Here is a 22,354-nt window from a genome sequence, read left to right on the forward strand (position 1 = left end):
TTATAAAAAAGCCCCAGTATTGACTGGGGCTTTTATGTAAACCACTTTTATATTAAGCGGCGTTCATACAATTAAGATGGAGCAGGTTCAGCTCGCGCAGTGCTACCGAAAATTGAGCAAACTCATGGCTGCTCGATGCTTTAAACTCGGCCAACAAATGGCGCCAACGATTTAGCAACTGTTCGTGCTCATCCAGCCATAGGGCGAGCATATTAGCGCATTCTTGCTTTTCTTTACAGTGTTTCAGTACCACAGCCGTTAGACTACGTTGTTGAAAATCTAAGTCTTCTCTAAATGCGGCACGGGCTAATGCTTGCCAATGGTTATTTACTTTTTGCAGGGTTATTTGCTCTAAAAACCAATGCAGCTCAAGCTCATGACCCAAGTGGAAATATAACTCGGCCACCACACTAATATCACGATCTTGCTCTTTGGCAACTTGTGCTACATCCAGTGCCGAAAAAGCACTGCTCATCTTAGCCACTCGCTCTGCGACAGAGGTTGGCACCTGCTCGGCTTCTAACGCCGTCACCTCTTGCTTTATCTCATCCGCCTCTGAGGCAACCAATGAGCGATATAAGTGTTCAGAAACGGCATTGTACACAGGTTTAAACTGTTCAATATGTTGATCAATGCTTATAGTGCGCTGACGAGAGCGCAAGAACCAACGCGTGGCACGGCGCACTAGGCGTCGCACCTGATAAAACATATCTAACTGCACCTTGGCCGCGACTTTATTATCTAAGGCTTCAATATCGCGATAGAGGCTGTCCATGCTAAACACATCACGGGCAATCAAAAAGCTAATGGCAATATCAGCAATGCTGGCACCGGTTTCATCTTGCAGGCGCTTGGCAAAATTAAAGCCCATGTCGTTGACCATCATATTGGCTAAACGAGTGGCAATGATTTCACTGCGCAAAGGGTGTTGTGCTAGCGCATCACCGCACTCATCTACTAATTTTTTAGGCATGCTCATGGGTAATAAACGCGCAATATAGTCGTTATCAGTCAGCTCACTGATATTAAGCATGTCTTTTAACACCATTTTGCCATAAGCCATCAATACCGCGAGTTCGGGGCGCGTTAAACCTTGACCTGCCGCCATACGCTCAGCAATGTCTTCGTCACTGGGTAAGAACTCTAACTGACGGTTTAGCTTACCTTCTCGCTCTAGCCACTGAATAAAATGCTGATGCTCTTTTAATGGGCCTGCACCGCGATGCTGAGTAATGGATATGGTTTGCGATTGGCGATAGGCATCGGTGAGTACAATCTCGGTCACGGTGTCTGTCATATCAAACAGCAGTTGATTGCGATGCTTCATGGTTAAGTCTCCCTTATCCACCAAGCTGTTTAATAATATTTTGATATTAACTTCGTTATCTGAGCAATCCACACCACCCACGTTATCGATAAAGTCGGCATTAATGCGCCCACCTTGGCGAGCATATTCAATACGGCCTAACTGGGTGCAACCTAAGTTACCGCCCTCACCCACGATGCGAGCGCGCACCTGAGCCCCATTAACTCGCACGGTATCATTAGCACGATCGCCAACACCGGTATCGGTTTCGCTGGCTGATTTCACATAGGTGCCGATGCCACCGTTCCAAATAAGATCCACTTGTGCCATTAATAAGTGTCGAATCACTTCTGCCGGCGCCAAACTGTCGGCTGTGGTATCTAATAAGGTTTTCATTTGCGGGCTCAGCGTAATCGACTTAGCCGAACGCTCAAATACACCGCCGCCTTCAGAAATAAGATCCTGATCAAAATCAGCCCAACTTAAACCCGGCGTATTAAATAAGCGCTCACGTTCTTGGTAAGTGCTGGCCGCATCGGGCGTAGGATCAATAAAAATATGTAAGTGGTTAAAGGCACCCACTAAGCGGGTATGCTTAGAGCGCAACATGCCGTTACCAAATACATCGCCGCCCATGTCGCCAATGCCAACCACGGTAAAGTCTGTGGTTTGACAGTCTATGTCCATTTCACGGAAATGGCGCTTTACCGACTCCCAACCGCCGCGAGCGGTAATGCCCATTTTTTTATGGTCGTAGCCCACAGAGCCGCCCGAGGCAAAGGCGTCCCCTAACCAATGACCAAATTCGGCACTAATTTCGTTGGCAATATCAGAAAAAGTCGCGGTGCCTTTGTCTGCGGCCACCACTAAGTAGTAATCGTCTTCATCGTGGCGTACGACGTCTTTAGCCGGGATCACTTGGCCATCAATAATATTATCGGTTACATCTAATAAAGCACGAATAAACAAGCGGTAACAGTTTTTACCTTCTGCTAAAAAGGCCTCACGATCTCCTTCAGGCAGCTGTTTACACACAAAGCCGCCTTTGGCTCCTACCGGTACAATCACGGTGTTTTTCACTTGCTGTGCTTTTACTAAGCCCAGCACTTCGGTACGAAAGTCTTCACGGCGATCAGACCAACGCAAGCCCCCGCGTGCCACTTTACCCCAACGCAAATGCACCCCCTCTACTCGAGGCGAGTACACAAAAATCTCATACTTGGGTAAGGGCAGCGGCATATCACTGATGGTTTCTGGCGCCAATTTAAACGCGATATAATCTTTTGGCATGCCATCTGTTGTTGGCTGATAAAAGTTAGTGCGCGTCGTCGCTTCAATCATCTCTAGATAACGACGAATAATACGATCGTCATCCAAGTTCGCAACTTTATCTAAGCCTGCCACCAGCTGCTGGTGCAGTGTTTGTTGCTGCTCTTCATCTTGCTGAATGGCCAGCGAGAAGCGTTGCTCAAATAGCGAGAATAACAATTCGGCAAGCGCTGGGTAACGCGACAAGGTCTCTTCTATATAGCGTTGGCCAAACGTCACACCGGTTTGGCGCATATACTTGGCGTAACCACGCAATACACTGACCTCGCGTCCACTCATCTCAGTGGCCAGCACTAAGCGGTTAAAGCCGTCGTTTTCAAGCTGATTATTCCACACTTGAGCAAAGGCTTGTTGAAAACGCTGCCGACAATTATCTAAATTTAACGGTGAACCTGTGTAATACATAGAGAAATCGAGTAACCATAAGGTTTCGTTGGCGCACTCAATTTTATGCGGCGTTTCACCAATTACGCGCAACCCTAAGTTTTCCAGCATAGGCAGCACATCAGATAAGTGAATGGGCTCTGCTCTATGATAGAGCTTTAACCGGACTCGATTAGAGTCTGCAGGCTCTTCTTGAGCACGATAAAACAACATGCCTAGCGGATTATCGTCATTTAGTGACTCTAACTTCTCGATATCGGCCATTGCGGCACCGGGTAACACTTTGGCTGAGTAAGCCGGCGGAAAGGCATCAGCATATTTACCCGATAACCGTTTACCCTCGGCTTCTCCAACTCCGGCTGTGAGCGCCTGTGTTAGCTTGTCTTTCCAGCTACGCGCTGCTTCACTTAGGTTTGCTTGAATTTCGTTCACATCAATATCCATCGCGTTGTTGGCTACTCGAATTAAATAATGGGTGCGAGCTAATGTGCCTTCAGAAAAATAAGTGTTAAATTCCACTTCTTCTTCTGAGCCAAAGTAATCTTGTAAAATATACTGAGTTTTTTCTCGAAGTTCGGTGCTATAGCGTTCTTTAGTGACATACACCATGCAAGAAAAAAAGCGACCAAACACATCTTTACGAACAAATAATCGGGTTTGATCACGCTCTTGCATGGCCAATACCCCCATACCAATATCCGTTAATTCTTGCTCACTGGCCTGAATTAATTCATCTCTGGGGTAGGTTTCTAAAATATTAGATAAGGCTTTAAACGCATGAGCACCAGGCTCTAAGTTAGCGCCTTCAAGAATACGGGTTAATTTAGCGCCAATTAGGGGGATATCTAAGGCGCTAGTGTTATAAATATTAGAGGCATATAAACCGATAAAACGATCTTCACCGATCACTTTACCCTGCTCGTTAAAGCGTTTAATACCAATATAGTCAATATAATAAGGCTTATGCACTCGAGATTGATGGTTGGTTTTAGTCAGTATCAACACTTTGCTATTTAGTGCAGCCTCGCGTGCCGTTGGGGTCATGCTGCTGAGCTTCAAGGCTTCACCAAGAGGAGCATTACGCATCAGGCCTAAACTAGTATCGGTGTCAGCTAACAGCTCATAGTCGTTATTCTTCTCAGACAGGTGATAACGACGGTAACCAAGTAAGGTGAACCTGTCTTCTGCCACCCAATTTAAAAAGTCTAAGGTTTCTTGCAAATTATCAGGGTGAGCCTGCAGGGTTTGCTGTGGCAGTTCATCAATAATACGGTGTAGCTGCTGTGACATCGGCTGCCAGTCGGCGACCACCAGTAATACTTCATTCACTACAGAACATAGCTCTTCACTTAGTACCTTGCGGGTATCGGCATCAGTTAAGCTGTCAATTTCAATCAAAAATGTTGTTTCTACACTCTGCTCTTCTGCTGACTCAAAGCCGGTAAGAACTTGCTCTATATCGCCGTGCTGACCTCGAACAAGATGCATAGGTTGATGCAACATAAAATGAGCCGTAATCCCCATACGTGTCAGTGTCATACGCACTGAGTCAACGAGAAAAGGGGCATCTTGGGTTATAATTTCAACGATAGTATGAGGAGATTGCCAACCATCACGCGCAAGCTCGGGGTTGTACACCCGCACGTGAGGTGCGCCATTGTTACGCGCTTTAAAGGCATTCCATAAGCTGATCGTTGCGCCATACATATCGCTCTCGTTGCGATGATGTAGGTCATCATGCGTAATGGTGCTGTAGAGCTTACTAACAAATGCATTAACCAAAGCGGCCGTTGGCTCAGGATATTTTTTTGCCACTAATTGATACACATTTTCAAGCAGTACAGATCGTGTTGTGTCTTTTAATATCATGATGTTATCTTCCTCAGATACCGACAATAGCTAATAAGTGAAGTATCTAGCTTTAACAATTTTCAGTCAGTGTAGGCCTGCCTTATTTTTTATGCGAGCAAAGCCGAACAAAAAGTATAAATATGGTGCTTTATTCCCCACTCCCTAATAAAGATACCTCTCTAGCCGCTTGAATATATCTCTAAAGCCATAAAAAAAGCCTGCATCACAGACGTAGTGCAGGCTAGAGAGTAAATAAACATAAAATATCCGTTTATGTTATTTACACGGCGTTAAGACAATCGAGTAATACGTTGCAATTTATTATCTGAGCTTAGCTCAATTTCATAACGACCATGTAGGCCGTTGTGGCTCACAAAAGAGCGAAAGTGATGCAAAGCAACTTGTAGGCGCAAACCTTGCTCTGTGGTTACCGATAACAAGCCAGTTCGCCCTTGATAATACTGCAACAGCTGCGCTCGTGAGATAGCAAGACGAAAACGCAGCTTTTTCATTAGGCTAACGCCTTACTGATCTTTTCAAACAAATCGCGTGACAAATTAGGTAAAGCCATAAGCTGCTGTAAACGCGCTTTAATTAAGAGCTGGCGGGCATCATCTAAACGAGCAAACTGGATCAAAGGCGTGATCATACGTGCCGCCACCTGAGGGTTACTCGTATTTAACTCCGTTAATACCGAGGTTAATAAGTCATAACCCCCACCATCTAAACGATGGAACTGCAGCGGGTTACCCATAATAAAGGCCCCTACTACAGCGCGAACACGATTAGGATTATTAATGCTAAAAGTGGGGTGCGTCATCAGTTGTTGCACGCGCACCACGGCATCTTCGCCGGGTGCTGTGGCTTGCAGACGAAACCAATTATCTAACACTAAGCCATCTTGTTGCCATTTTTGCTCAAAGTCAGCCAGCAGCGGCGTCACTTGCGATAACTCTGCTTTTACACCGGCTTTTAACGCAGCCAAGGTATCCGTCATATTGTCTGCATCGCGATATTGCTGCTGTATTAAGCTTGTCTCGCCTGCTAGCGCCAAATACCCCAAGGCGACATTTTTAATGGCGCGTTTAGCAATATCTTGATGCTCAACCTGATATTGTGGCGTTAGATTTTGTTGGTAAGCCTGTAACCATAATGGCTGTAATGCCACCGCTAGTTCTTTATGTAGCTGTTCGTGCACTTGGCCTAGCTGATCAATATCCACCTGCTCAAATAACTCGAGCAAACTCCCAATATCAGGCAGTGTCAGCATCTGTGCTTGCAAGGCTTTATCAAGCAAGGGGTCTTCAAGGGTTGCACGAAACACATCTAACAACGGGCGAGGCACCACAGTTTGCTGCTGGCGTTGTAACTGAGCAACATTGTCGCGCACTGCGTTATTAATCAGCATTTGCACCGCATCCCAACGCACAAATTCATCAATGCTGTGTTTAGCCAATAAAGTCAGCTGTTCATCGGTGTAGGGGTAATCTAATTTTACCGGCGCAGAAAAACTTTGCAATAATGCCGGTGTAGGCTGTGAAGGAACTTGCTCAAACACAAACTGCTGCTCGGCTTCCAGCACATCTAATACTGGTCCTACTTCCACTCCTTCCATAGTTAAGGTCAGTGGCTCACCTTGGGCACTATACAATGCAACACTGAGCGGTATATGTAAGGGTAACTTTTGTGATTGCCCCGGCGTGGGCGGCGTATACTGGCGTACCGTTAAGGTGTAGCGCTGTTGCACGGCGTCGTACTCATCAGTAACGCTGAGCACTGGGGTGCCCGCTTGACTGTACCAACGCGTAAAACGGCTTAAATCCCGGCCACTGGCCTCACTCATTACGCTCACAAAGTCATCACAAGTGGCCGCTTGGCCATCGAAACGCTGTAAATACAAGGCTAGACCTTGTTGAAATACCGGCTCGCCTAGCAAGGTATGCAGCATACGGATCACTTCTGAGCCTTTTTCATATAAGGTAACGGTATAAAAATTATTCATTTCTATCACCGCATCGGGGCGAATAGAGTGCGCCATTGGGCCCGCATCTTCAGCAAACTGTGGGCCACGCATAATACGCACGTTTTGAATCCGATTAACGGTGCGTGAACCTAAGTCTGACGAAAACTCTTGATCACGAAAAACCGTTAACCCTTCTTTTAAAGACAACTGAAACCAGTCTCGACAAGTGACACGGTTACCGGTCCAGTTATGAAAGTATTCATGACCAATGACGCGCTCTACGTCTAAATAATCATTATCAGTCGCAGTATGGGGGTCGGCCAAAACAAACTTGTCGTTAAACACGTTCAGGCCTTTATTTTCCATGGCCCCCATATTAAAAAAATCAACCGCCACTATCATGTAAATATCAAGATCGTACTCTAACTGGCAGCGCTGCTCGTCCCACGCCATGGCCGCTTTTAGGCTGTCCATGGCATGTCCTGCACGGTGCAAGTTACCTTGATTAACAAAGATTTCTAGCGCCACTTCTCTGCCACTTTGGGTGGTAAAAGTATCGCGCAGTACGTCAAAGTCCCCAGCGACCAAGGCAAATAAGTATGCCGGTTTTGGGAAAGGATCTTGCCACTGCACCCAGTGACGACCATCGTCAAGTTGCCCTTGGTCGATACGGTTACCATTAGATAATAAATAAGGATACGCAGTGGCATCCGCTGTAATACGGGTGCTAAAGCGCGCCAATACATCGGGGCGGTCTAAATAGAAGGTAATGCGGCGAAACCCTTGGGCTTCACACTGCGTACAAAACGCAGAACCTGATTTATATAAGCCTTCAAGAGCGGTGTTAGCTTCGGGATTAAGTCTCGTTTTAATGGTAAGAACAAACACTTCTGGCAGCTGTGACAAGATCAAGCTATTGTCGGTTTGCTGATATTGCGTAATATCAATGCCATTAATCGCAACTTGTAACAGCGTTAGCTGTTCACCGTCTAGCACTAAAGGCTCATCGTGCTCGCCATTGCGTCGCACGCGGCTGATCGCCACCACTTCGGTCGCGCTATCGTGCAGTTGTACATCTAAGTCTAGGGTATCAATCCAATAATGGGGGGCTTGATAGTCTTCTCGGTATTGTACTTGTGGAGTTGTTTGAGTCATGGGGAAGTCTCGCTCACGTCATAGAAAAGGCGTAAAAAGGGGCACGGGCTTTATCGAAAAAACCCAGCTGGCAAGGCACCAACTGGGCAAAGGGGTCAGTGAATTAACTGGGTAAGATCAGCGGTAATGCGCGCCGCTTCTTCCAAATAACTGTCTTCAGGCTCAAAGTCTTTTGGTGTATCATCTAATGATGCGACTTCCTCTAATCCTGCACGGTGTAGTCTGTCATTTAAGCGTGCCAAAGCCTTGGCGTCTTGCTCTTCCATTTCAGCTTTTCGGCTGGCCAAATTTAATGATATTGAGTGTTTATCTTTTCGCTTTTTGTATTCTTTAATATCTTCAAACACATAAACAAACTCAGGATCTTGCTCTATTCTTGCTTGGTGACGCTGGCGTAACTCAGTTAGTACTGACGTAAAGTCACCCAAGGCATCAAAATGCAAACTATCTATTTGATCCCAGGGCAGTGCATTCTCTTCTAAGCTTTCACCGGTTTCATCGGCCACTACAGCACTTGGAAAAGGAATATCTGGCTTAACCCCTTTATTTTGCGTGCTGCCACCATTAATACGGTAAAATTTCGCAATAGTGAACTGCACAAATCCCATGGGGTGTTCATGTAAATCATAAATGCGCGATAAGCTACGATGCTGTTGCACCGTGCCTTTACCAAAGGTATTTTCACCTAAAATAACCGCACGACCATAGTCTTTTAAAGCGGCAGCAAAAATTTCGGACGCAGAGGCTGAATAACGGTCAATCATCACCGTCATTGGGCCATCGTAAACCGTCATATCATCATCATCGCCATTAACCGAAATACGACCTAAACCATCACGTATTTGCACCACAGGGCCACTGTCTATAAATAGCCCCGTTAAGTTTGATGCTTCAGTTAGCGCCCCACCACCATTACCACGCAGGTCGATCACTAAGCCATCAATTTGCTCTTTCTTAAGCTTGTTGATTTCTTTAGTGACATCACCACTTAAATTGACATAGAAGCTTGGGATTTCAATCACCCCAATATTCTTATCACCTACCGTAATAATTTTACCATTTGCGGCTCTGTCTTCTAAACGCACCGTGTCACGGGTTAATTCAACCACTTTAGGCGTTATGGTGGCGGCTTTACCTCGTTGAATTTGTAGCCAAACCCGAGTGCCTTTTTTGCCTTTGATCAAGTCCACCACTTCATCTAAGCGCCAGCCAATGACATCGACAATTTTTTCGCTACTTTGGCCTACGCCAATAATACGATCGTCAGGTTGAAGTTCACCCGACTTGCCCGCAGGGCCACCTGGCACTAGCGAGCGGATCACTGTGTAATCGTCTTCTGCCTGTAATACCGCTCCTATACCTTCAAGAGACAAGTTCATTTCGGTTTCGAAACGCTCGGCATTACGTGGGCTTAAATAACTGGTGTGAGGCTCAATGGTACGGGCAAACGCATTGGCAAAGCTTTGAAATGCATCTTCACTTTCACTTTGTACCAAACGCTTAATGGCATTGTTATAACGCTTGCCCAAGGTTTCGCTAATTTCATCCCAGTCTTTATCGGTTAACGCTAAACTTAGGGCATCGTATTTGACTCTTTTCTGCCACAACGCATCTAGCTCAGCTTGATCTGCTGGCCAGTCGGCTTCGCGCCTATCATATTGATACTCGTCATCACCATCAAAAGTCATGGGCGTATCGAGTAACGACAGTGCATACACCAAACGCTGATAGCGCAACCGAAGGCTTTCGTTATACATTTCAAAGGCAATATCAAGTTGCCCTGTTTTAAAAGCATCATCAAAACTGTTTTGATGACGCTTAAAACGCATAATATCGGCTTGGGTAAAAATATTTTTGCCGTAATCTAGGCTATCAATATAGCGATCGAATATGAGCTGTGAAAAAGCGTCATCTAATTGAAATTTCCGATAATGAGAACGGGTAAACAGTGAGCTAACCCGCTTGCTCGCAGCCGCGTGCTGGCTTTCTGGCGCCAAAAGTGGAATAGCGGAGGCATCAGTAGTGGGTGGTACCGCCCAAGCAACACCTGCCGCCATCATACCAACGGCGACCAAAGACAAACGAATTTTGTGACTGTTCAAACCCAACTCCTTAAAGGATAAGATGCTCGAATTTAACACGCACCGACATACCGGTTTTTAACTCAACCTGCACATCATCACGGGTAATTTCTTTAATGGTAGCAGCGACCGGCGACTTACCCAGTAAGACTCGTATATCTTGTGAGACCACCAAAGTAGTCGGATCCGCTTTTTGGTACTCTTCCTTTATAGCGGGTTGTGCATCAGGTTTAGCTTTAGACTGCACTTTAGCCTGTGGCTTAGCTTTAGGCTTGGCTTTTTTAGCCGCAGGCTTATCTTTGCGTGCGCCAAATACTTTTTCTTTGCTTTCTTTTAATGCGCCTTTGGCATGATCAACATGCTCTTGAGTCAGCTCGCCACAGGCTTGCCCATCTAAGTCAACTCGGCTTTGTCCCGCTTTTAAACCGTGCAAATAGCGCCAGCTAGATGTGTACTGACGCAATGCCGTACGCAATAAGGTTTTAGACACCTTAGGATCATCACCCAAGCGAGCCGCTAAATCCTGAAATATGCCAATTTTAAGCGGCTTAGCTTCACCAGCAGAGATAAAGCACTGAGGGAAGCGTTCAGCCAAGTAGGCAATAACTTCTTTACTGTTTTTCAATTTTTCCGAGTTTTCCATGAAATACCTTGGTTTAAGACCTAAGGGCGCATCGCCCACATTAATACACGCATATTATAAAGAGCATACAGACAAAAGCGACCCAAACCTTACAACAAGGGCTGCACTGCTGCCACCCATTGCGTAAGACCTGCTTCATCTTCTTCGTCAAAACGCCCAAATTGAGGACTATCTATATCTAATACCCCCCAAACAGTGTCACCGTCACTAAGTGGCAAGACTATTTCGGCATTACTGGCACCATCGCAGGCGATATGACCAGAAAATTCATGTACATTAGCCACACGCTGAACTTGGCCAGTTGAGGCGGCCGTACCACAAACCCCTTGTCCTAGCGGAATACGAACACAAGCCGGCTTCCCCTGAAATGGCCCCAATACTAAGCTATTAGGCTCACACAGATAAAAGCCAACCCAGTTAATATCTGCTAACGCCAAGTTAAGGAGTGCAGATAAATTAGCCAGTTTAGCAATGCGATTGGTTTCGCCTTCGCACAATGCTTGCGCTTGGGCAGTAAGGCTTTGGTAAAATGCAGTTTTTTCAGTCATAACTCTAACATATCATTGTTTTTTGCTTAACTTACCTGCCCTTTCTCCAAATGAAAACCCGATGATGGTGATTGATGGATAAAAAAAATCAACAGACGCCCATTTTACAGTGGTCTGACATAATAAAAATGATGCAAAAACGCCGTTCAGCACTCATTTATGCCCATATTTTTGCGTTATGCGGCGTATTACTGTCTGTTCCTGTGCCTTTATTAATGCCATTGCTCGTTGATGAAGTTTTACTCGATAGTCCTGGGCGCTTGCTTGAAGGCTTAAGCTGGTTGTTGCCTTCAAGCTGGCAAACCGGTGTCGGCTTTATTTTAGCCGTATTAGTGATCACTCTCTTGCTTCGCTTTTTATCATTAGTCTTTAATATTATTCAGGGGCGCCAATTTGCTCGCGTTGCCAAGCAGTTGACGTTTCAGATCAGACAATTATTGGCGCGTCAGCTCTCTCGTACTCCGCTACGTTCTTTTGAGTCTGTAGGCGCAGGCAGTGTCAGCTCTCACTTTGTGACCGATGTAGAAACCTTAGATAAATTTTTAGGGGAAACCTTAAGTCGCTTACTCATTAGTTTGCTAAGCGTCATAGGGACCGCCATCGTTCTATTATTACTTAGCTGGCAGCTGGGGTTATTTATTTTGCTGCTTAACCCAGTGGTGGTGTATTTTTCGAGCCGATTAGGGGCCAAGGTTAAACATTTAAAACGCAACGAAAACAGCGCCTTTGAACTGTTTCAACAAGCCTTAATAGAAACCCTAGATGGTATTCACGAAATACGCGCCGCTAATCGCGAGCGTCACTATCTACTGCGGGTAACGGATCGCGCCCGTGGCGTTCGTGACAGTGCCATTGATTATGCTTGGAAGAGTGAAGCCGCGGGGCGGGCCAGCTTTTTACTGTTTTTATCGGGAGTAGAGCTATTTCGAGCCACCGGCATGATAATGGTATTATATACCGAGCTGACCGTTGGCCAAATTTTTGCCGTGTTTAGCTATCTTTGGTTTATGATGGGCCCGGTACAAGACTTGCTCAATATGCAATATTCCTTTTATGCCGCCACTGCTGCGCTCAAACGCGTCAACACCATGTTATCTCTAGGTGACGAGCCCGAACAACAAGGCACGAGAGATCCTTTTGTCGATGCGACTACCTTGCCGATCACAGTAGAAAACGTCAGTTTTTCTTATAACGGTGAGCGCAAAATTTTGGATAATGTGAGTTTACACATTAAGGCAGGCGAAAAAGTGGCCTTAGTCGGTGCCAGTGGCGGTGGCAAATCGACTTTTATTCAACTGTTACTGGGCTTGTATCCCGTTGATGACGGTATTATCCGCTTTGGTGGTATTAGTAGTCATGAAATTGGCTTTCCTACCATACGTGAGCATATCTCCTGCGTATTACAAGACCCCGTTTTATTTAATGACACTATCGCGGCTAATTTAAGCTTGGGCGATGAACATGACGACACCGCCTTATGGCAAGCATTAACCGTGGCTCAATTAGATGATGTCGTCGCCAATATGGACCAAGGGCTCAATACCCAAGTAGGTCGACGAGGCATTAAATTATCCGGTGGGCAAAAACAGCGGTTGGCCATTGCGCGCATGGTACTTAAAAATCCGGCCATTGTTATTTTAGATGAAGCCACTTCAGCACTCGATACAGACACAGAAAGCAAATTACACGTCGCTTTATCTCGCTTTCTCCAAGGGAGAACCACGTTAATTGTGGCACATCGCTTAAGCTCGGTGCGCCAAGCCGATCGGGTATTGGTATTTGAAGACGGTAAGATCAGCCAATCTGGTACCCATTATGAGCTATTAGCGCAAGATGGCTTATACCGGACCTTGTATTCTTAACAAGCAACCGTGCCGCCATCACCCATGCCTAAGTGATGGCGGCTTATCATTTATGGTTGGTAACTTACCGTCGGTTACATGCCGACTCGCTTCAACAAATAGGGATAGGTTAGATGTTGAACACACAACAACGCAGGCTGAGCGCTTTTATATTCATACTGTTAGGCCTCAGTGGCTGCGATACCCCGAACAACAATATCAATATTGCTCTTGGGCCTGACGCGAGCACCACGCAACAATTGTCTCAGCAAGTATTGAATAGTTATGGGGTAAATAACGATGACTATAATGCACATTTTTTACCCTTTGATAAGGCCTTAAAGGGGCTACAAGATGGCAGTATAGACATATCTATGTCATTTTTAGGCTTACCCACCAATGGTATTAAAAGCTTACAAGCCGCCACTGGCGATGTCACTTTACTCAGCTTACCCGAGGAAGTTATCGCCGATATTGAACAACACAGTGATTATCAACGCTTTACTATTCCCACAAGTAGCTATCAGTTTTTAACCAAAGAGGTGTCAACATTAACCGCCTACGCGGTATTAATGGCTAACACCCAGACGATTAATGACCAAATGGGCTACCAGCTAGCACGTATTATGTATAATGCCACTTTGGCACCCTTACCCCATGCTCAATCTCACTTTTTAAGTTTAAAATATGCACTTGATGGTGGCAGTCACCTCCCGATTCACCCCGGTGCCAAACGCTTTTATGAAGAGCAAGGGTTAACCGTCACTCTGCCCGTTGCCCAATTAAGTGCCGCAGGAGCAAAGCAAGAATTTATTTTTGGTACCGGTAGCCAAGGAGGCACCTATTATCCACTGGGCGGTGAATTAACCACCCGCTGGAATGAACAACTTCCTAGCGTTAACTTTACCAATGTGGCCACCCAAGCCTCGATAGAAAACCTGCATAGTTTAAGAGAAGGCAAGATGGATCTTGGCATGACGGTGAATGTATCTGCGGTTAACGCCCTACAAGGCAAAGGCGCTTTTGCTGAGCAAGCTGTTGAAAATATCGCTTTTATTGGCCAACTTTATCCCGAGGTCTTTCAAGTCGTCACCCGCAAGCGTGGCGACTTATCCTCTTTTGCTGATATTAAACGCCAATAAAACCAAGTAGGTGTTATTGTTTTTATTTTTGTTCGCGATAAAGGTCAAACAAAGGCGCCTTGTACAACACACTACAGGCGCCCTCACATAAAGAATAAGTATCTACCCGCTAGCAAAACTCATTGACTATTCACTAAAAAATAAAACACCAACCACACATAGCACCATGAAACCCGCACTCAAGTTGCCATCCCAGTAGCATTATCTGCTGCTTCGCACTAACTTTATTGGGTTCTGGGGTTGGCAAATAAGGTTGGGCTTGTTAATGTGGACCTAGACCTATTAGAGAGACAGGCCACACTATTTTATGAATTTCCTGCAAAGCACCAAGCACCATCATCATATTGATTAGACTTTCAGAATAATATTCTGGAAGGCTTTCGCTTGGCGGCTTCCAGCAGGATAAAAGATATTACCCTCGGAAGCTTTGCTCCGAGGGTTTTTTCGTATTATTGGCATTATAAATTTTTATCTATCTGTATTAACACGTAACACACAAGGACTATCGCACCATGACTCTGGATCAAACTCGTTTACGTATCGCAATTCAAAAATCTGGCCGTTTAAGTAAAGAGTGCCAAAAGATGCTGAAAGGCTGTGGTGTCAAGCTTAACTTGCGCGAACAGCGCCTGATTGCCCACGCCGAAAACATGCCCATCGACTTATTATTAGTGCGTGATGACGATATTCCTGGCTTAGTGATGGACGGTGTGGTTGATTTGGGCGTAGTCGGTGAAAACGTGCTAGAAGAAACCGTGATGGAACGCCAAGCCCAAGGCGATGCGGCCGAATATAATGTGTTAAAACGCCTCGATTTTGGCGGTTGCCGCTTATCCTTAGCCGTGGCGCAAGAGTTGGACTATCAAGGCGTGAAAAGCTTAGAAGGCAAGCGCATTGCAACCTCCTACCCTTGGTTATTAAAGCGCTACATGGACAGCCAAGGCGTAAAATTTAAAAGCGTTATGCTCAATGGTTCGGTTGAAGTGGCGCCGCGCGCCGGTGTCGCCGAGGCCATTTGTGACCTTGTTTCTACCGGTGCTACCTTAGAAGCCAATGGCTTGGTTGAAACTGATGTTATCTTCCGCTCTAAAGCCGCCCTTATTCAAAGCGCCAATGCGCTGCCTGCTAGCAAGCAAGCGGTGGTCGACACCCTATTGCCGCGTATTCAAGGCTTACAACAAGCGCGCGAAAGCAAGTATATTATGCTGCACGCCCCTAAAGATCGCCTAGAAGAAGTGATTGATTTACTGCCCGGTGCCGAGCGCCCCACCATTATGTCATTAGCAGGGGAAAGCAATCAGGTAGCCATTCACATGGTAAGCAGCGAAGACATGTTCTGGGAAACCATGGAAGGCTTAAAAGCGTTAGGCGCATCCTCTATCTTGGTGCTGCCTATCGAGAAGATGATGGAGTAAGCCATGAATATTCTTGATTGGAACCAGCTTAGCGAGTCTGAACAAACGGCGGCCTTACGCCGCCCTGCCCTTGCCGACAGCGGTCGTGCAGGTCAAGTGGCAGACATTATAGATAAAGTACGCCACGGCGGTGATAACACCCTAATAGAGCTTACTCGCAATTTAGATAAATGCGAGCGCAGCAGCTTACAATTATCGGAACAAGAAATTGCCAACGCCGCCAGTCGCGTTAGCGACGAGCTAAAAGCGGCCATTGAGCTGGCAATCACTAATATAGACACCTTTCACCGCGCCCAGTTACCTACGCCTATTAGCCAAGAAACCAGCCCAGGGGTGCAATGCGAGCTGCATTTTCAGCCCCTAGAAAAAGTAGGTTTATATGTACCCGGTGGCACAGCACCTTTGGTTTCCACCGTGATGATGCTGGCTATTCCAGCACGACTCGCCGGCTGCGAGCGCGTTGTGCTTTGCTCTCCACCGCCCATTAACGACGCCATTGTTTACACCGCCCGCCGCTGTGGCGTGGATGCCATTTACACCTTAGGCGGAGCCCAAGCGGTGGCGGCCATGGCTTATGGTAGCGAGAGCATTACCAAGGTTGATAAGATTTTTGGCCCCGGTAATACCTGGGTAACAGAGGCCAAACGCCAAGTGTCATCAAGCGTTGATGGTGCCGCCATTGATATGCCTGCGGGGCCTTCTGAAGTGTTAGTGATTGCCGACGCCGATGCCGACGCCGATTTTGTGGCCGCCGACTTGCTCTCTCAAGCCGAGCACGGTGCCGACTCACAAGTCATTTTAGTGACCCCCAGTCAGCCTCTGGCCGATAAAGTGAACCTGGCATTAGAGGCACAGTTAGCTCAATTATCACGCTCAGATATTGCGCGCCAAGCCTTGGCTGAAAGCCGTACTTTTATTTGTACCGACTTAGCGCAAGCGGCCATCATTTCTAACGCCTATGCACCCGAGCACTTAATTGTACAAACTGCCGATCCGCGCGCCTTATTACCCCGCCTTAAAAATGCCGGCTCGGTATTCTTAGGCGCATGGACGCCAGAGTCGGTGGGCGACTATGCCAGTGGCACAAATCACACCCTGCCAACCTATGGCTACTCTCGTACCTATTCAAGCTTGGGCATTGCCGATTACCAACGTCGCTTCACCGTACAAGAGCTGACCCCAGCTGGATTACAAGCCATTGGCTCGGCGGTGGAGTTATTAGCGGCAACCGAAACACTGGATGCCCACAAAAATGCGGTTAGCCTGCGGCTCGCCAAACTGGAGAAGTCAACAGCATGAGCATCACACTGTTAGCTCGCAAACAAGTGCAAGCTCTCACCCCTTATCAGTCTGCTCGCCGTATTGGCGGGCAAGGTCATATTTGGCTAAATGCCAACGAAGCTGCTGAGTGCGGCACCTATGAGCTTGATTGCACACGCCTTAATCGCTACCCCGAGTGTCAGCCACCACAGGTGGTGAATGCTTATGCTGCGTATGCCGGCGTTAGCCCCGAGCAGTTATTAGTGACTCGAGGTGGAGATGAAGGGATTGAACTGCTGATCCGTACCTTTTGTGAGCCTGGCCAAGATAATATTGTGATCTGCTCGCCCACCTATGGCATGTACGCCATTAGTGCCGAGACCAATGGCGTGGGCATTATTGATGTGCCACTTAACGCTAAACGTCAACCTGATGTTGACGCTATTATCGATAAGCTCGATAACACTAAGCTCATCTTCTTATGCTCACCCAATAACCCCACCGGCGACTTGGTTGATAGCAGCGATTTATGCCGCTTACTCGACGCCGCACGCGATCGCGCCTTAGTGGTGGTGGATGAAGCTTATATTGAGTTTTGCCCTGAGTTTAGCCAAGCTCGCTTATTGGCAGACTACCCGCAGCTGGTGATTATTCGCACGCTTTCCAAAGCATTTGGTTTAGCAGGCTTGCGTTGTGGTTTTACCTTGGCGACGCCTGAAGTGATTGGCTTATTGTTAAAGGTTATTCCGCCCTATCCTATTCCTGAGCCGGTCGCACAAATTGCTGCTCAAGCGTTAAATGAGCAAGGGCTTGCGCTGATGCACACTCGCGTGGCTGAAATTAATCAGCTTAAACACACGCTGGGGGAGCACTTGCGCGCCCACCCACAGGTACAAGATGTGTTTGCCGCTAATGGCAACTATTTATTAGTGCGCTTTAGCCAAGGCGCGGCATTATTTGCACGCATGGCTAAGGCGGGTATTATATTGCGTGACTTTGCCAACAGACCTGGTTTGGCAGACTGCATTCGGATCACCATCGGCACTCAAACCGAGATGGACGCGGTACTTGAGGTACTGCAACAGGAGCAATAAGTGACTAAGGAACGTATTTTATTTATCGATCGCGACGGCACCATGGTAGAAGAGCCCGCCGTTGATAAGCAGTTAGACCGCCTCGACAAGTTAGCGTTTTTACCCGGCGTGATCCCCGCCCTGCTTAAGCTACAAGAAAGTGGCTATAAGCTGGTGATGGTGACCAACCAAGACGGCTTAGGCACCAACAGCTTCCCCCAAGCCGATTTTGATGCCCCGCATAATTTAATGATGCAAATTCTCACCTCGCAAGGGGTGAACTTTCAAGATGTATTAGTGTGCCCGCACTTTCAAGAAGATGATTGTGCCTGTCGCAAGCCACGCTTAGGCTTAGTAAAAGACTATTTACAAGCTGGGCGCATCGACTTTACCGACTCTTGGGTGATTGGCGATCGGCAAACCGATATTCAATTAGCCGAAAACATGGGCTTACCTGGCTTACATTACGGGCACAACGGGCTGGGTTGGCCACAAATAGTGGCGCAACTGTTAAGCCGTGGCCGCACCGCCGCTGTTATTCGTACCACCAAAGAAACCGATATTAAGATTTCTCTAGATCTCGATACCCAAGGTGGCAGCCAGCTTAATACCGGCTTACACTTTTTTGATCATATGCTAGATCAAATTGCCACTCACGGCGGCTTTCAGCTAAATGTGCAAGTAGATGGCGATTTACATATAGACGATCACCACACGGTAGAAGACACCGCCCTCGCGCTGGGCGAAGCCATGCGCAAAGCCCTAGGCAATAAACGTGGCATAGGTCGGTTTGGTTTTGTGCTGCCCATGGATGAATGTGAAGCCGCCGTCACACTCGACTTATCCGGTCGCCCTTATATGTCTTTTGAAGGTGAATTTCGCCAAGACAAGGTTGGCGATATGTCAGTAGAGATGGTGCCGCACTTCTTTCGCTCACTCAGTGACAGCTTAGCCTGCAATATTCACCTAAAAGTGACCGGCCAAAATACCCACCATATGGTAGAAAGCACCTTTAAGAGCTTTGGCCGCGCCTTGCGCCAAGCGCTTAAAGTGGAAGGCAATGAACTGCCCTCCAGCAAGGGGGTATTATGAGCAACCCCTTAAAGGTCGCCATTATTGATACCGGCTGCGCCAATCTGTCCTCGGTGCGCTATGCAATAGAGCGCTTAGGCTACTCGGTGACCGTCAGTCGTGATCATCAGGTATTACTGGACGCAGATAAACTGCTCTTGCCCGGTGTCGGCAGCGCCCGCGAGGCCATGAAAAATCTGGCTGAGCGCAACTTAATTGAGCTAATCGGTCAGCTACACCAGCCAGTATTGGGCATTTGCTTAGGCATGCAAATGCTGGTGCAACATTCTGACGAAGGCGATGTAGATGGCTTAGGCTTAATTGGCGCACAATGCCAACACCTTGAAGCCAGCGAAGGGATTCGTTTACCACACATGGGCTGGAACAGCATTACTCCTATGCCTAATCATCCCTTATTTAAAGATATTCCCGAGGGTAGCTTTTTCTACTTTGTGCACTCTTATGCCGTTCCCGTGGGCGATTACACCCTAGCGACCAGCCATCACGGCACAGCCTTTAGTGCGGCCATTGCACAAGCCAATTTCTTTGGTGTGCAATTTCACCCCGAACGCTCTGGGGCGGCGGGCGCACAATTATTGAAAAACTTCTTGGAGCTGTAAAAATGATCATTCCTGCTATCGACTTAATTGGCGGTAAGGTAGTGCGCTTATATCAAGGCGATTACCAGCAAAAAACCGAGTATACCGCCTCGGCACAGCAGCAATTTGACCTGTATGTGGCAGAAGGCGCGACTCAATTGCATTTGGTTGATCTTGATGGTGCCAAAGACAGTAGCCAACGCCAACTAGATATCATTAAAGACTTAGTGAAAAACACCGCCGTTCCAGTACAAATTGGCGGTGGTATTCGTAGCGAACAAGACGTTAAAGACCTACTCGATATAGGCGTGCAGCGAGTCGTGATTGGTTCAACGGCGGTGAAAGATCCTGAATTAGTGGCCAGTTGGATCAAGCAATACGGCCCCGACCGCATTGTGCTAGCACTAGATATTAATATTACTGCCGACGGCGAAAAGAAAATCGCCATTGCCGGTTGGCAAGAAGACAGCGGTATCACCATAGAAGCCCTGCTTGAGCATTATTTGCCTGCTGGTTTGTGCCATGTGTTATGTACCGATATTTCTAAAGACGGCACCTTAACTGGCTCAAACGTGGCGCTTTATCGTGAGCTTGCCGCGCGCTACCCCACTATTTTGTGGCAGGCTTCTGGCGGCATTGGCAATATAGATGACATTCAGGCCCTCACCAATACCGGCGTGGCAGGTGTTATCTTAGGTCGTTCGCTATTAGAGGGTAAATTCACTGTAAAAGAGGCAATCGCATGCTGGCAAAGCGCATAATTCCCTGTTTAGACGTTAAAGATGGGTTAGTGGTAAAAGGCGTTAAGTTTCGCAATCACGAGATCATTGGCGACATAGTGCCACTGGCGCAACGTTATGCGGCAGAAGGCGCAGACGAGCTGGTATTTTATGATATTACCGCCAGCAGCCAAGACCGCGTGGTGGATAAAAGCTGGGTGAGCCGTGTGGCAGAAGTGATCGACATTCCTTTTTGCGTAGCAGGTGGAATAAAGTCGGTGGCTGATGCGGCACAAATTTTAGAATTTGGTGCTGATAAAATTTCCATCAACTCTCCCGCTCTCAGCAATCCGGCTTTAATCACCGAGCTGGCCGACACCTTTGGCGTGCAGTGCGTGGTGGTGGGTATTGACTCTTACTTTGATGAAACCACTGGCCAATATCAAGTACACCAGTTTACCGGTGACGAAAGCCGTACTCAGGTGACCAAGTGGAGCACCCTCGACTGGGTAGAAGAAGTGCAGCGCCGCGGCGCCGGTGAAATTGTGCTCAACGTGATGAACCAAGACGGTGTACGCCAGGGTTACGATTTAGAGCAACTGCAAAAAGTGCGCGCAATTTGTAAAGTGCCATTGATTGCCTCCGGCGGTGCCGGCGAAATGTTGCACTTTAGCGATGCCTTCTTAAAAGCCGATGTAGACGGCGCCCTTGCCGCCTCGGTATTTCACAAGAACATCATTAATATTGATGAACTGAAGCAGTATTTAAGAGAACAAGGAATCGTAATTCGTGACTGATCACACTAACAAGTTCAACCCAGCGCAGCTAGATTGGGAAAAAGTTGACGGCCTGATGCCCGTTGTTGTGCAAGACTGCCATAGCGGCCGTGTACTGATGCTGGGTTATATGAATCAAGATGCCCTCGCCCAAACGTTAGCAAGCAAGCAGGTCACGTTTTATAGTCGCACTAAAAATCGCTTGTGGACCAAAGGCGAAAGCTCGGGCCATTTCTTACAGCTTACCGATATTAGCACCGACTGCGATAACGACACCTTGCTGGCATTGGTTGAGCCCATAGGCCCAACCTGCCATTTAGGTCACACCTCGTGCTTTAACCAGCAAACCCTGCCCGATTTGGTGTTTTTGTCTGAGCTTGAGCAAGTGATTGCTGATCGCAAAGGCGCGGATGCCACATCAAGCTATACCGCGAGTTTGTATGCCAGCGGCACCAAGCGTATTGCGCAAAAAGTTGGCGAAGAAGGCGTAGAAACTGCGCTGGCCGCCACCGTGCACGATCACAATGAGCTAATCAACGAGTCCGCCGACTTGCTCTATCACCTTACCGTGTTATTACAGCAAGAAGAACTGCAGCTCAGTGATGTCATTGCCAAGCTGCAAGCACGACATACAGTTAAGTAAGCGCCCAGCAGCAAACTAGTACTAAAAAGCCCCGAGATACAAACGTGTATATCGGGGCTTTTTGTCGCTTGGTGTAATACCAGCCTGAAATATCACAGGTTTATACCAATCTGGAAAAGTAACTAGTCTGTTTTTATTTGTATAAAAAGTCGAACAAAGGGTCTACTCCACCGACACGCTGCAAGCTCCTCCCTGTGGCGCTCAGTACATGACATCCCTGTCATGTGATGGTCCCCTATGCCGCGAAGCCGCCTGTGAACGGGGTTAGCAGGCGACTCAGTGGCTGATGGCCGAACAAAAGGCTCACTTCGCCAAGCCCAGCATTATGTTAAGTACAAGCCAAACAATCCCCTACCCCTGCACTCCCCTTACTACTGAAAAGTAATAACGCCGAAAGAACAGTACCCAAGATGCTTGACACAGGCGCGAACTATGATAAATTTTTATGGTGTTGATAACTATTGTTATTATCAACACCAATTATGCAAGCGTAAAGCCACATCAAAGACTCGATATTTTGCCATGGACGCAAACTCACCGCACGGAACTCGACAG

16 protein-coding genes and 1 other annotated feature are annotated in these 22,354 nt (G+C 47.2%); of the genes, 10 read left to right on the top strand and 6 right to left on the bottom strand.

Annotated elements, in window-relative coordinates; translation table 11 throughout:
* Window positions 1–52: 52 nt before the first annotated feature.
* The 6 genes from J3U76_RS07560 to J3U76_RS07585 form a co-directional block, all read right to left on the bottom strand.
* Window positions 53–4,888, bottom strand: a complete 4,836-nt coding sequence (locus J3U76_RS07560; protein WP_208005354.1) for an NAD-glutamate dehydrogenase — start codon at window positions 4,886–4,888, stop codon at window positions 53–55.
* A 272-nt stretch (window positions 4,889–5,160) separates the two neighbouring features.
* On the bottom strand, window positions 5,161–5,382 hold the full coding sequence (locus tag J3U76_RS07565; RefSeq protein WP_208005355.1) for a DUF2835 family protein: 222 nt from the start codon (window positions 5,380–5,382) through the stop codon (window positions 5,161–5,163).
* The gene (gene pepN, locus J3U76_RS07570) at window positions 5,382–7,988 is read right to left on the bottom strand and encodes an aminopeptidase N (RefSeq protein WP_208005356.1); all 2,607 of its coding nucleotides are present in this window, start codon (window positions 7,986–7,988) and stop codon (window positions 5,382–5,384) included. Before pepN ends, J3U76_RS07565 begins: the two co-directional genes overlap by 1 nt.
* A gap of 95 nt (window positions 7,989–8,083) precedes the next feature.
* The gene (gene prc, locus J3U76_RS07575) at window positions 8,084–10,090 is read right to left on the bottom strand and encodes a carboxy terminal-processing peptidase (RefSeq protein ID WP_208005357.1); all 2,007 of its coding nucleotides are present in this window, start codon (window positions 10,088–10,090) and stop codon (window positions 8,084–8,086) included.
* Between the two features lie 10 nt (window positions 10,091–10,100).
* Window positions 10,101–10,712 (bottom strand): RNA chaperone ProQ, encoded by a 612-nt coding sequence (proQ, locus tag J3U76_RS07580; RefSeq protein ID WP_208005358.1) that lies wholly within the window; start codon window positions 10,710–10,712, stop codon window positions 10,101–10,103.
* An 89-nt stretch (window positions 10,713–10,801) separates the two neighbouring features.
* Window positions 10,802–11,260, bottom strand: coding sequence for a GAF domain-containing protein (locus J3U76_RS07585; RefSeq protein ID WP_208005359.1), 459 nt, complete (start codon window positions 11,258–11,260; stop codon window positions 10,802–10,804).
* 74 nt (window positions 11,261–11,334) lie between these two features.
* Here J3U76_RS07585 and J3U76_RS07590 point away from each other — a divergent pair, with 74 nt between their 5' ends.
* From J3U76_RS07590 to hisIE, 10 genes are all read left to right on the top strand, one after another.
* Window positions 11,335–13,122, top strand: a complete 1,788-nt coding sequence (locus J3U76_RS07590; RefSeq protein ID WP_208005360.1) for an ABC transporter ATP-binding protein — start codon at window positions 11,335–11,337, stop codon at window positions 13,120–13,122.
* Window positions 13,123–13,235: 113 nt separating this feature from the next.
* Window positions 13,236–14,243, top strand: a complete 1,008-nt coding sequence (locus tag J3U76_RS07595; RefSeq protein WP_208005361.1) for a TAXI family TRAP transporter solute-binding subunit — start codon at window positions 13,236–13,238, stop codon at window positions 14,241–14,243.
* 327 nt (window positions 14,244–14,570) lie between these two features.
* Window positions 14,571–14,691 (top strand) — a sequence feature (His leader region).
* 70 nt (window positions 14,692–14,761) lie between these two features.
* Complete coding sequence (hisG, locus tag J3U76_RS07600; protein ID WP_243454138.1) at window positions 14,762–15,658, top strand: ATP phosphoribosyltransferase; 897 nt, start codon at window positions 14,762–14,764, stop codon at window positions 15,656–15,658.
* Between the two features lie 3 nt (window positions 15,659–15,661).
* Window positions 15,662–16,957 (top strand): histidinol dehydrogenase, encoded by a 1,296-nt coding sequence (gene hisD, locus J3U76_RS07605; RefSeq protein ID WP_208005363.1) that lies wholly within the window; start codon window positions 15,662–15,664, stop codon window positions 16,955–16,957.
* Window positions 16,954–18,012: a histidinol-phosphate transaminase gene (hisC, locus tag J3U76_RS07610; protein WP_208005364.1), complete on the top strand. Its 1,059-nt coding sequence runs from the start codon at window positions 16,954–16,956 to the stop codon at window positions 18,010–18,012. The genes hisD and hisC overlap by 4 nt, the downstream gene beginning before the upstream one ends.
* Window positions 18,013–19,083, top strand: coding sequence for a bifunctional histidinol-phosphatase/imidazoleglycerol-phosphate dehydratase HisB (gene hisB / locus J3U76_RS07615; RefSeq protein WP_208005365.1), 1,071 nt, complete (start codon window positions 18,013–18,015; stop codon window positions 19,081–19,083).
* Entirely contained in the window at window positions 19,080–19,682 is a 603-nt protein-coding gene (hisH, locus tag J3U76_RS07620) for an imidazole glycerol phosphate synthase subunit HisH (protein WP_208005366.1), read from the top strand. Before hisB ends, hisH begins: the two co-directional genes overlap by 4 nt.
* Before the next feature lie 2 nt (window positions 19,683–19,684).
* Window positions 19,685–20,422, top strand: a complete 738-nt coding sequence (hisA, locus tag J3U76_RS07625) for a 1-(5-phosphoribosyl)-5-[(5-phosphoribosylamino)methylideneamino]imidazole-4-carboxamide isomerase (protein ID WP_208005367.1) — start codon at window positions 19,685–19,687, stop codon at window positions 20,420–20,422.
* Window positions 20,404–21,177, top strand: coding sequence for an imidazole glycerol phosphate synthase subunit HisF (gene hisF / locus J3U76_RS07630; RefSeq protein WP_208005368.1), 774 nt, complete (start codon window positions 20,404–20,406; stop codon window positions 21,175–21,177). Before hisA ends, hisF begins: the two co-directional genes overlap by 19 nt.
* On the top strand, window positions 21,170–21,799 hold the full coding sequence (gene hisIE / locus J3U76_RS07635; RefSeq protein ID WP_341534322.1) for a bifunctional phosphoribosyl-AMP cyclohydrolase/phosphoribosyl-ATP diphosphatase HisIE: 630 nt from the start codon (window positions 21,170–21,172) through the stop codon (window positions 21,797–21,799). The genes hisF and hisIE overlap by 8 nt, the downstream gene beginning before the upstream one ends.
* The last annotated feature ends 555 nt before the right edge of the window (window positions 21,800–22,354 follow it).

Origin of the sequence: Oceanisphaera pacifica (assembly GCF_017498065.1) — a bacterium.
GTDB lineage: Bacteria > Pseudomonadota > Gammaproteobacteria > Enterobacterales > Aeromonadaceae > Oceanimonas > Oceanimonas pacifica.

What these genes read in the sequence shown, in the direction of transcription:
- J3U76_RS07560 (WP_208005354.1), bottom strand. Translation starts at nt 4,888, where the DNA reads ATGATATTAAAAGACACAACACGATCTGTACTGCTTGAAAATGTGTAT.
- J3U76_RS07565 (WP_208005355.1), bottom strand. Translation starts at nt 5,382, where the DNA reads ATGAAAAAGCTGCGTTTTCGTCTTGCTATCTCACGAGCGCAGCTGTTG.
- pepN (WP_208005356.1), bottom strand. Translation starts at nt 7,988, where the DNA reads ATGACTCAAACAACTCCACAAGTACAATACCGAGAAGACTATCAAGCC.
- proQ (WP_208005358.1), bottom strand. Translation starts at nt 10,712, where the DNA reads ATGGAAAACTCGGAAAAATTGAAAAACAGTAAAGAAGTTATTGCCTAC.
- J3U76_RS07585 (WP_208005359.1), bottom strand. Translation starts at nt 11,260, where the DNA reads ATGACTGAAAAAACTGCATTTTACCAAAGCCTTACTGCCCAAGCGCAA.
- J3U76_RS07590 (WP_208005360.1), top strand. Translation starts at nt 11,335, where the DNA reads ATGGATAAAAAAAATCAACAGACGCCCATTTTACAGTGGTCTGACATA.
- J3U76_RS07595 (WP_208005361.1), top strand. Translation starts at nt 13,236, where the DNA reads ATGTTGAACACACAACAACGCAGGCTGAGCGCTTTTATATTCATACTG.
- hisD (WP_208005363.1), top strand. Translation starts at nt 15,662, where the DNA reads ATGAATATTCTTGATTGGAACCAGCTTAGCGAGTCTGAACAAACGGCG.
- hisC (WP_208005364.1), top strand. Translation starts at nt 16,954, where the DNA reads ATGAGCATCACACTGTTAGCTCGCAAACAAGTGCAAGCTCTCACCCCT.
- hisH (WP_208005366.1), top strand. Translation starts at nt 19,080, where the DNA reads ATGAGCAACCCCTTAAAGGTCGCCATTATTGATACCGGCTGCGCCAAT.
- hisA (WP_208005367.1), top strand. Translation starts at nt 19,685, where the DNA reads ATGATCATTCCTGCTATCGACTTAATTGGCGGTAAGGTAGTGCGCTTA.
- hisF (WP_208005368.1), top strand. Translation starts at nt 20,404, where the DNA reads ATGCTGGCAAAGCGCATAATTCCCTGTTTAGACGTTAAAGATGGGTTA.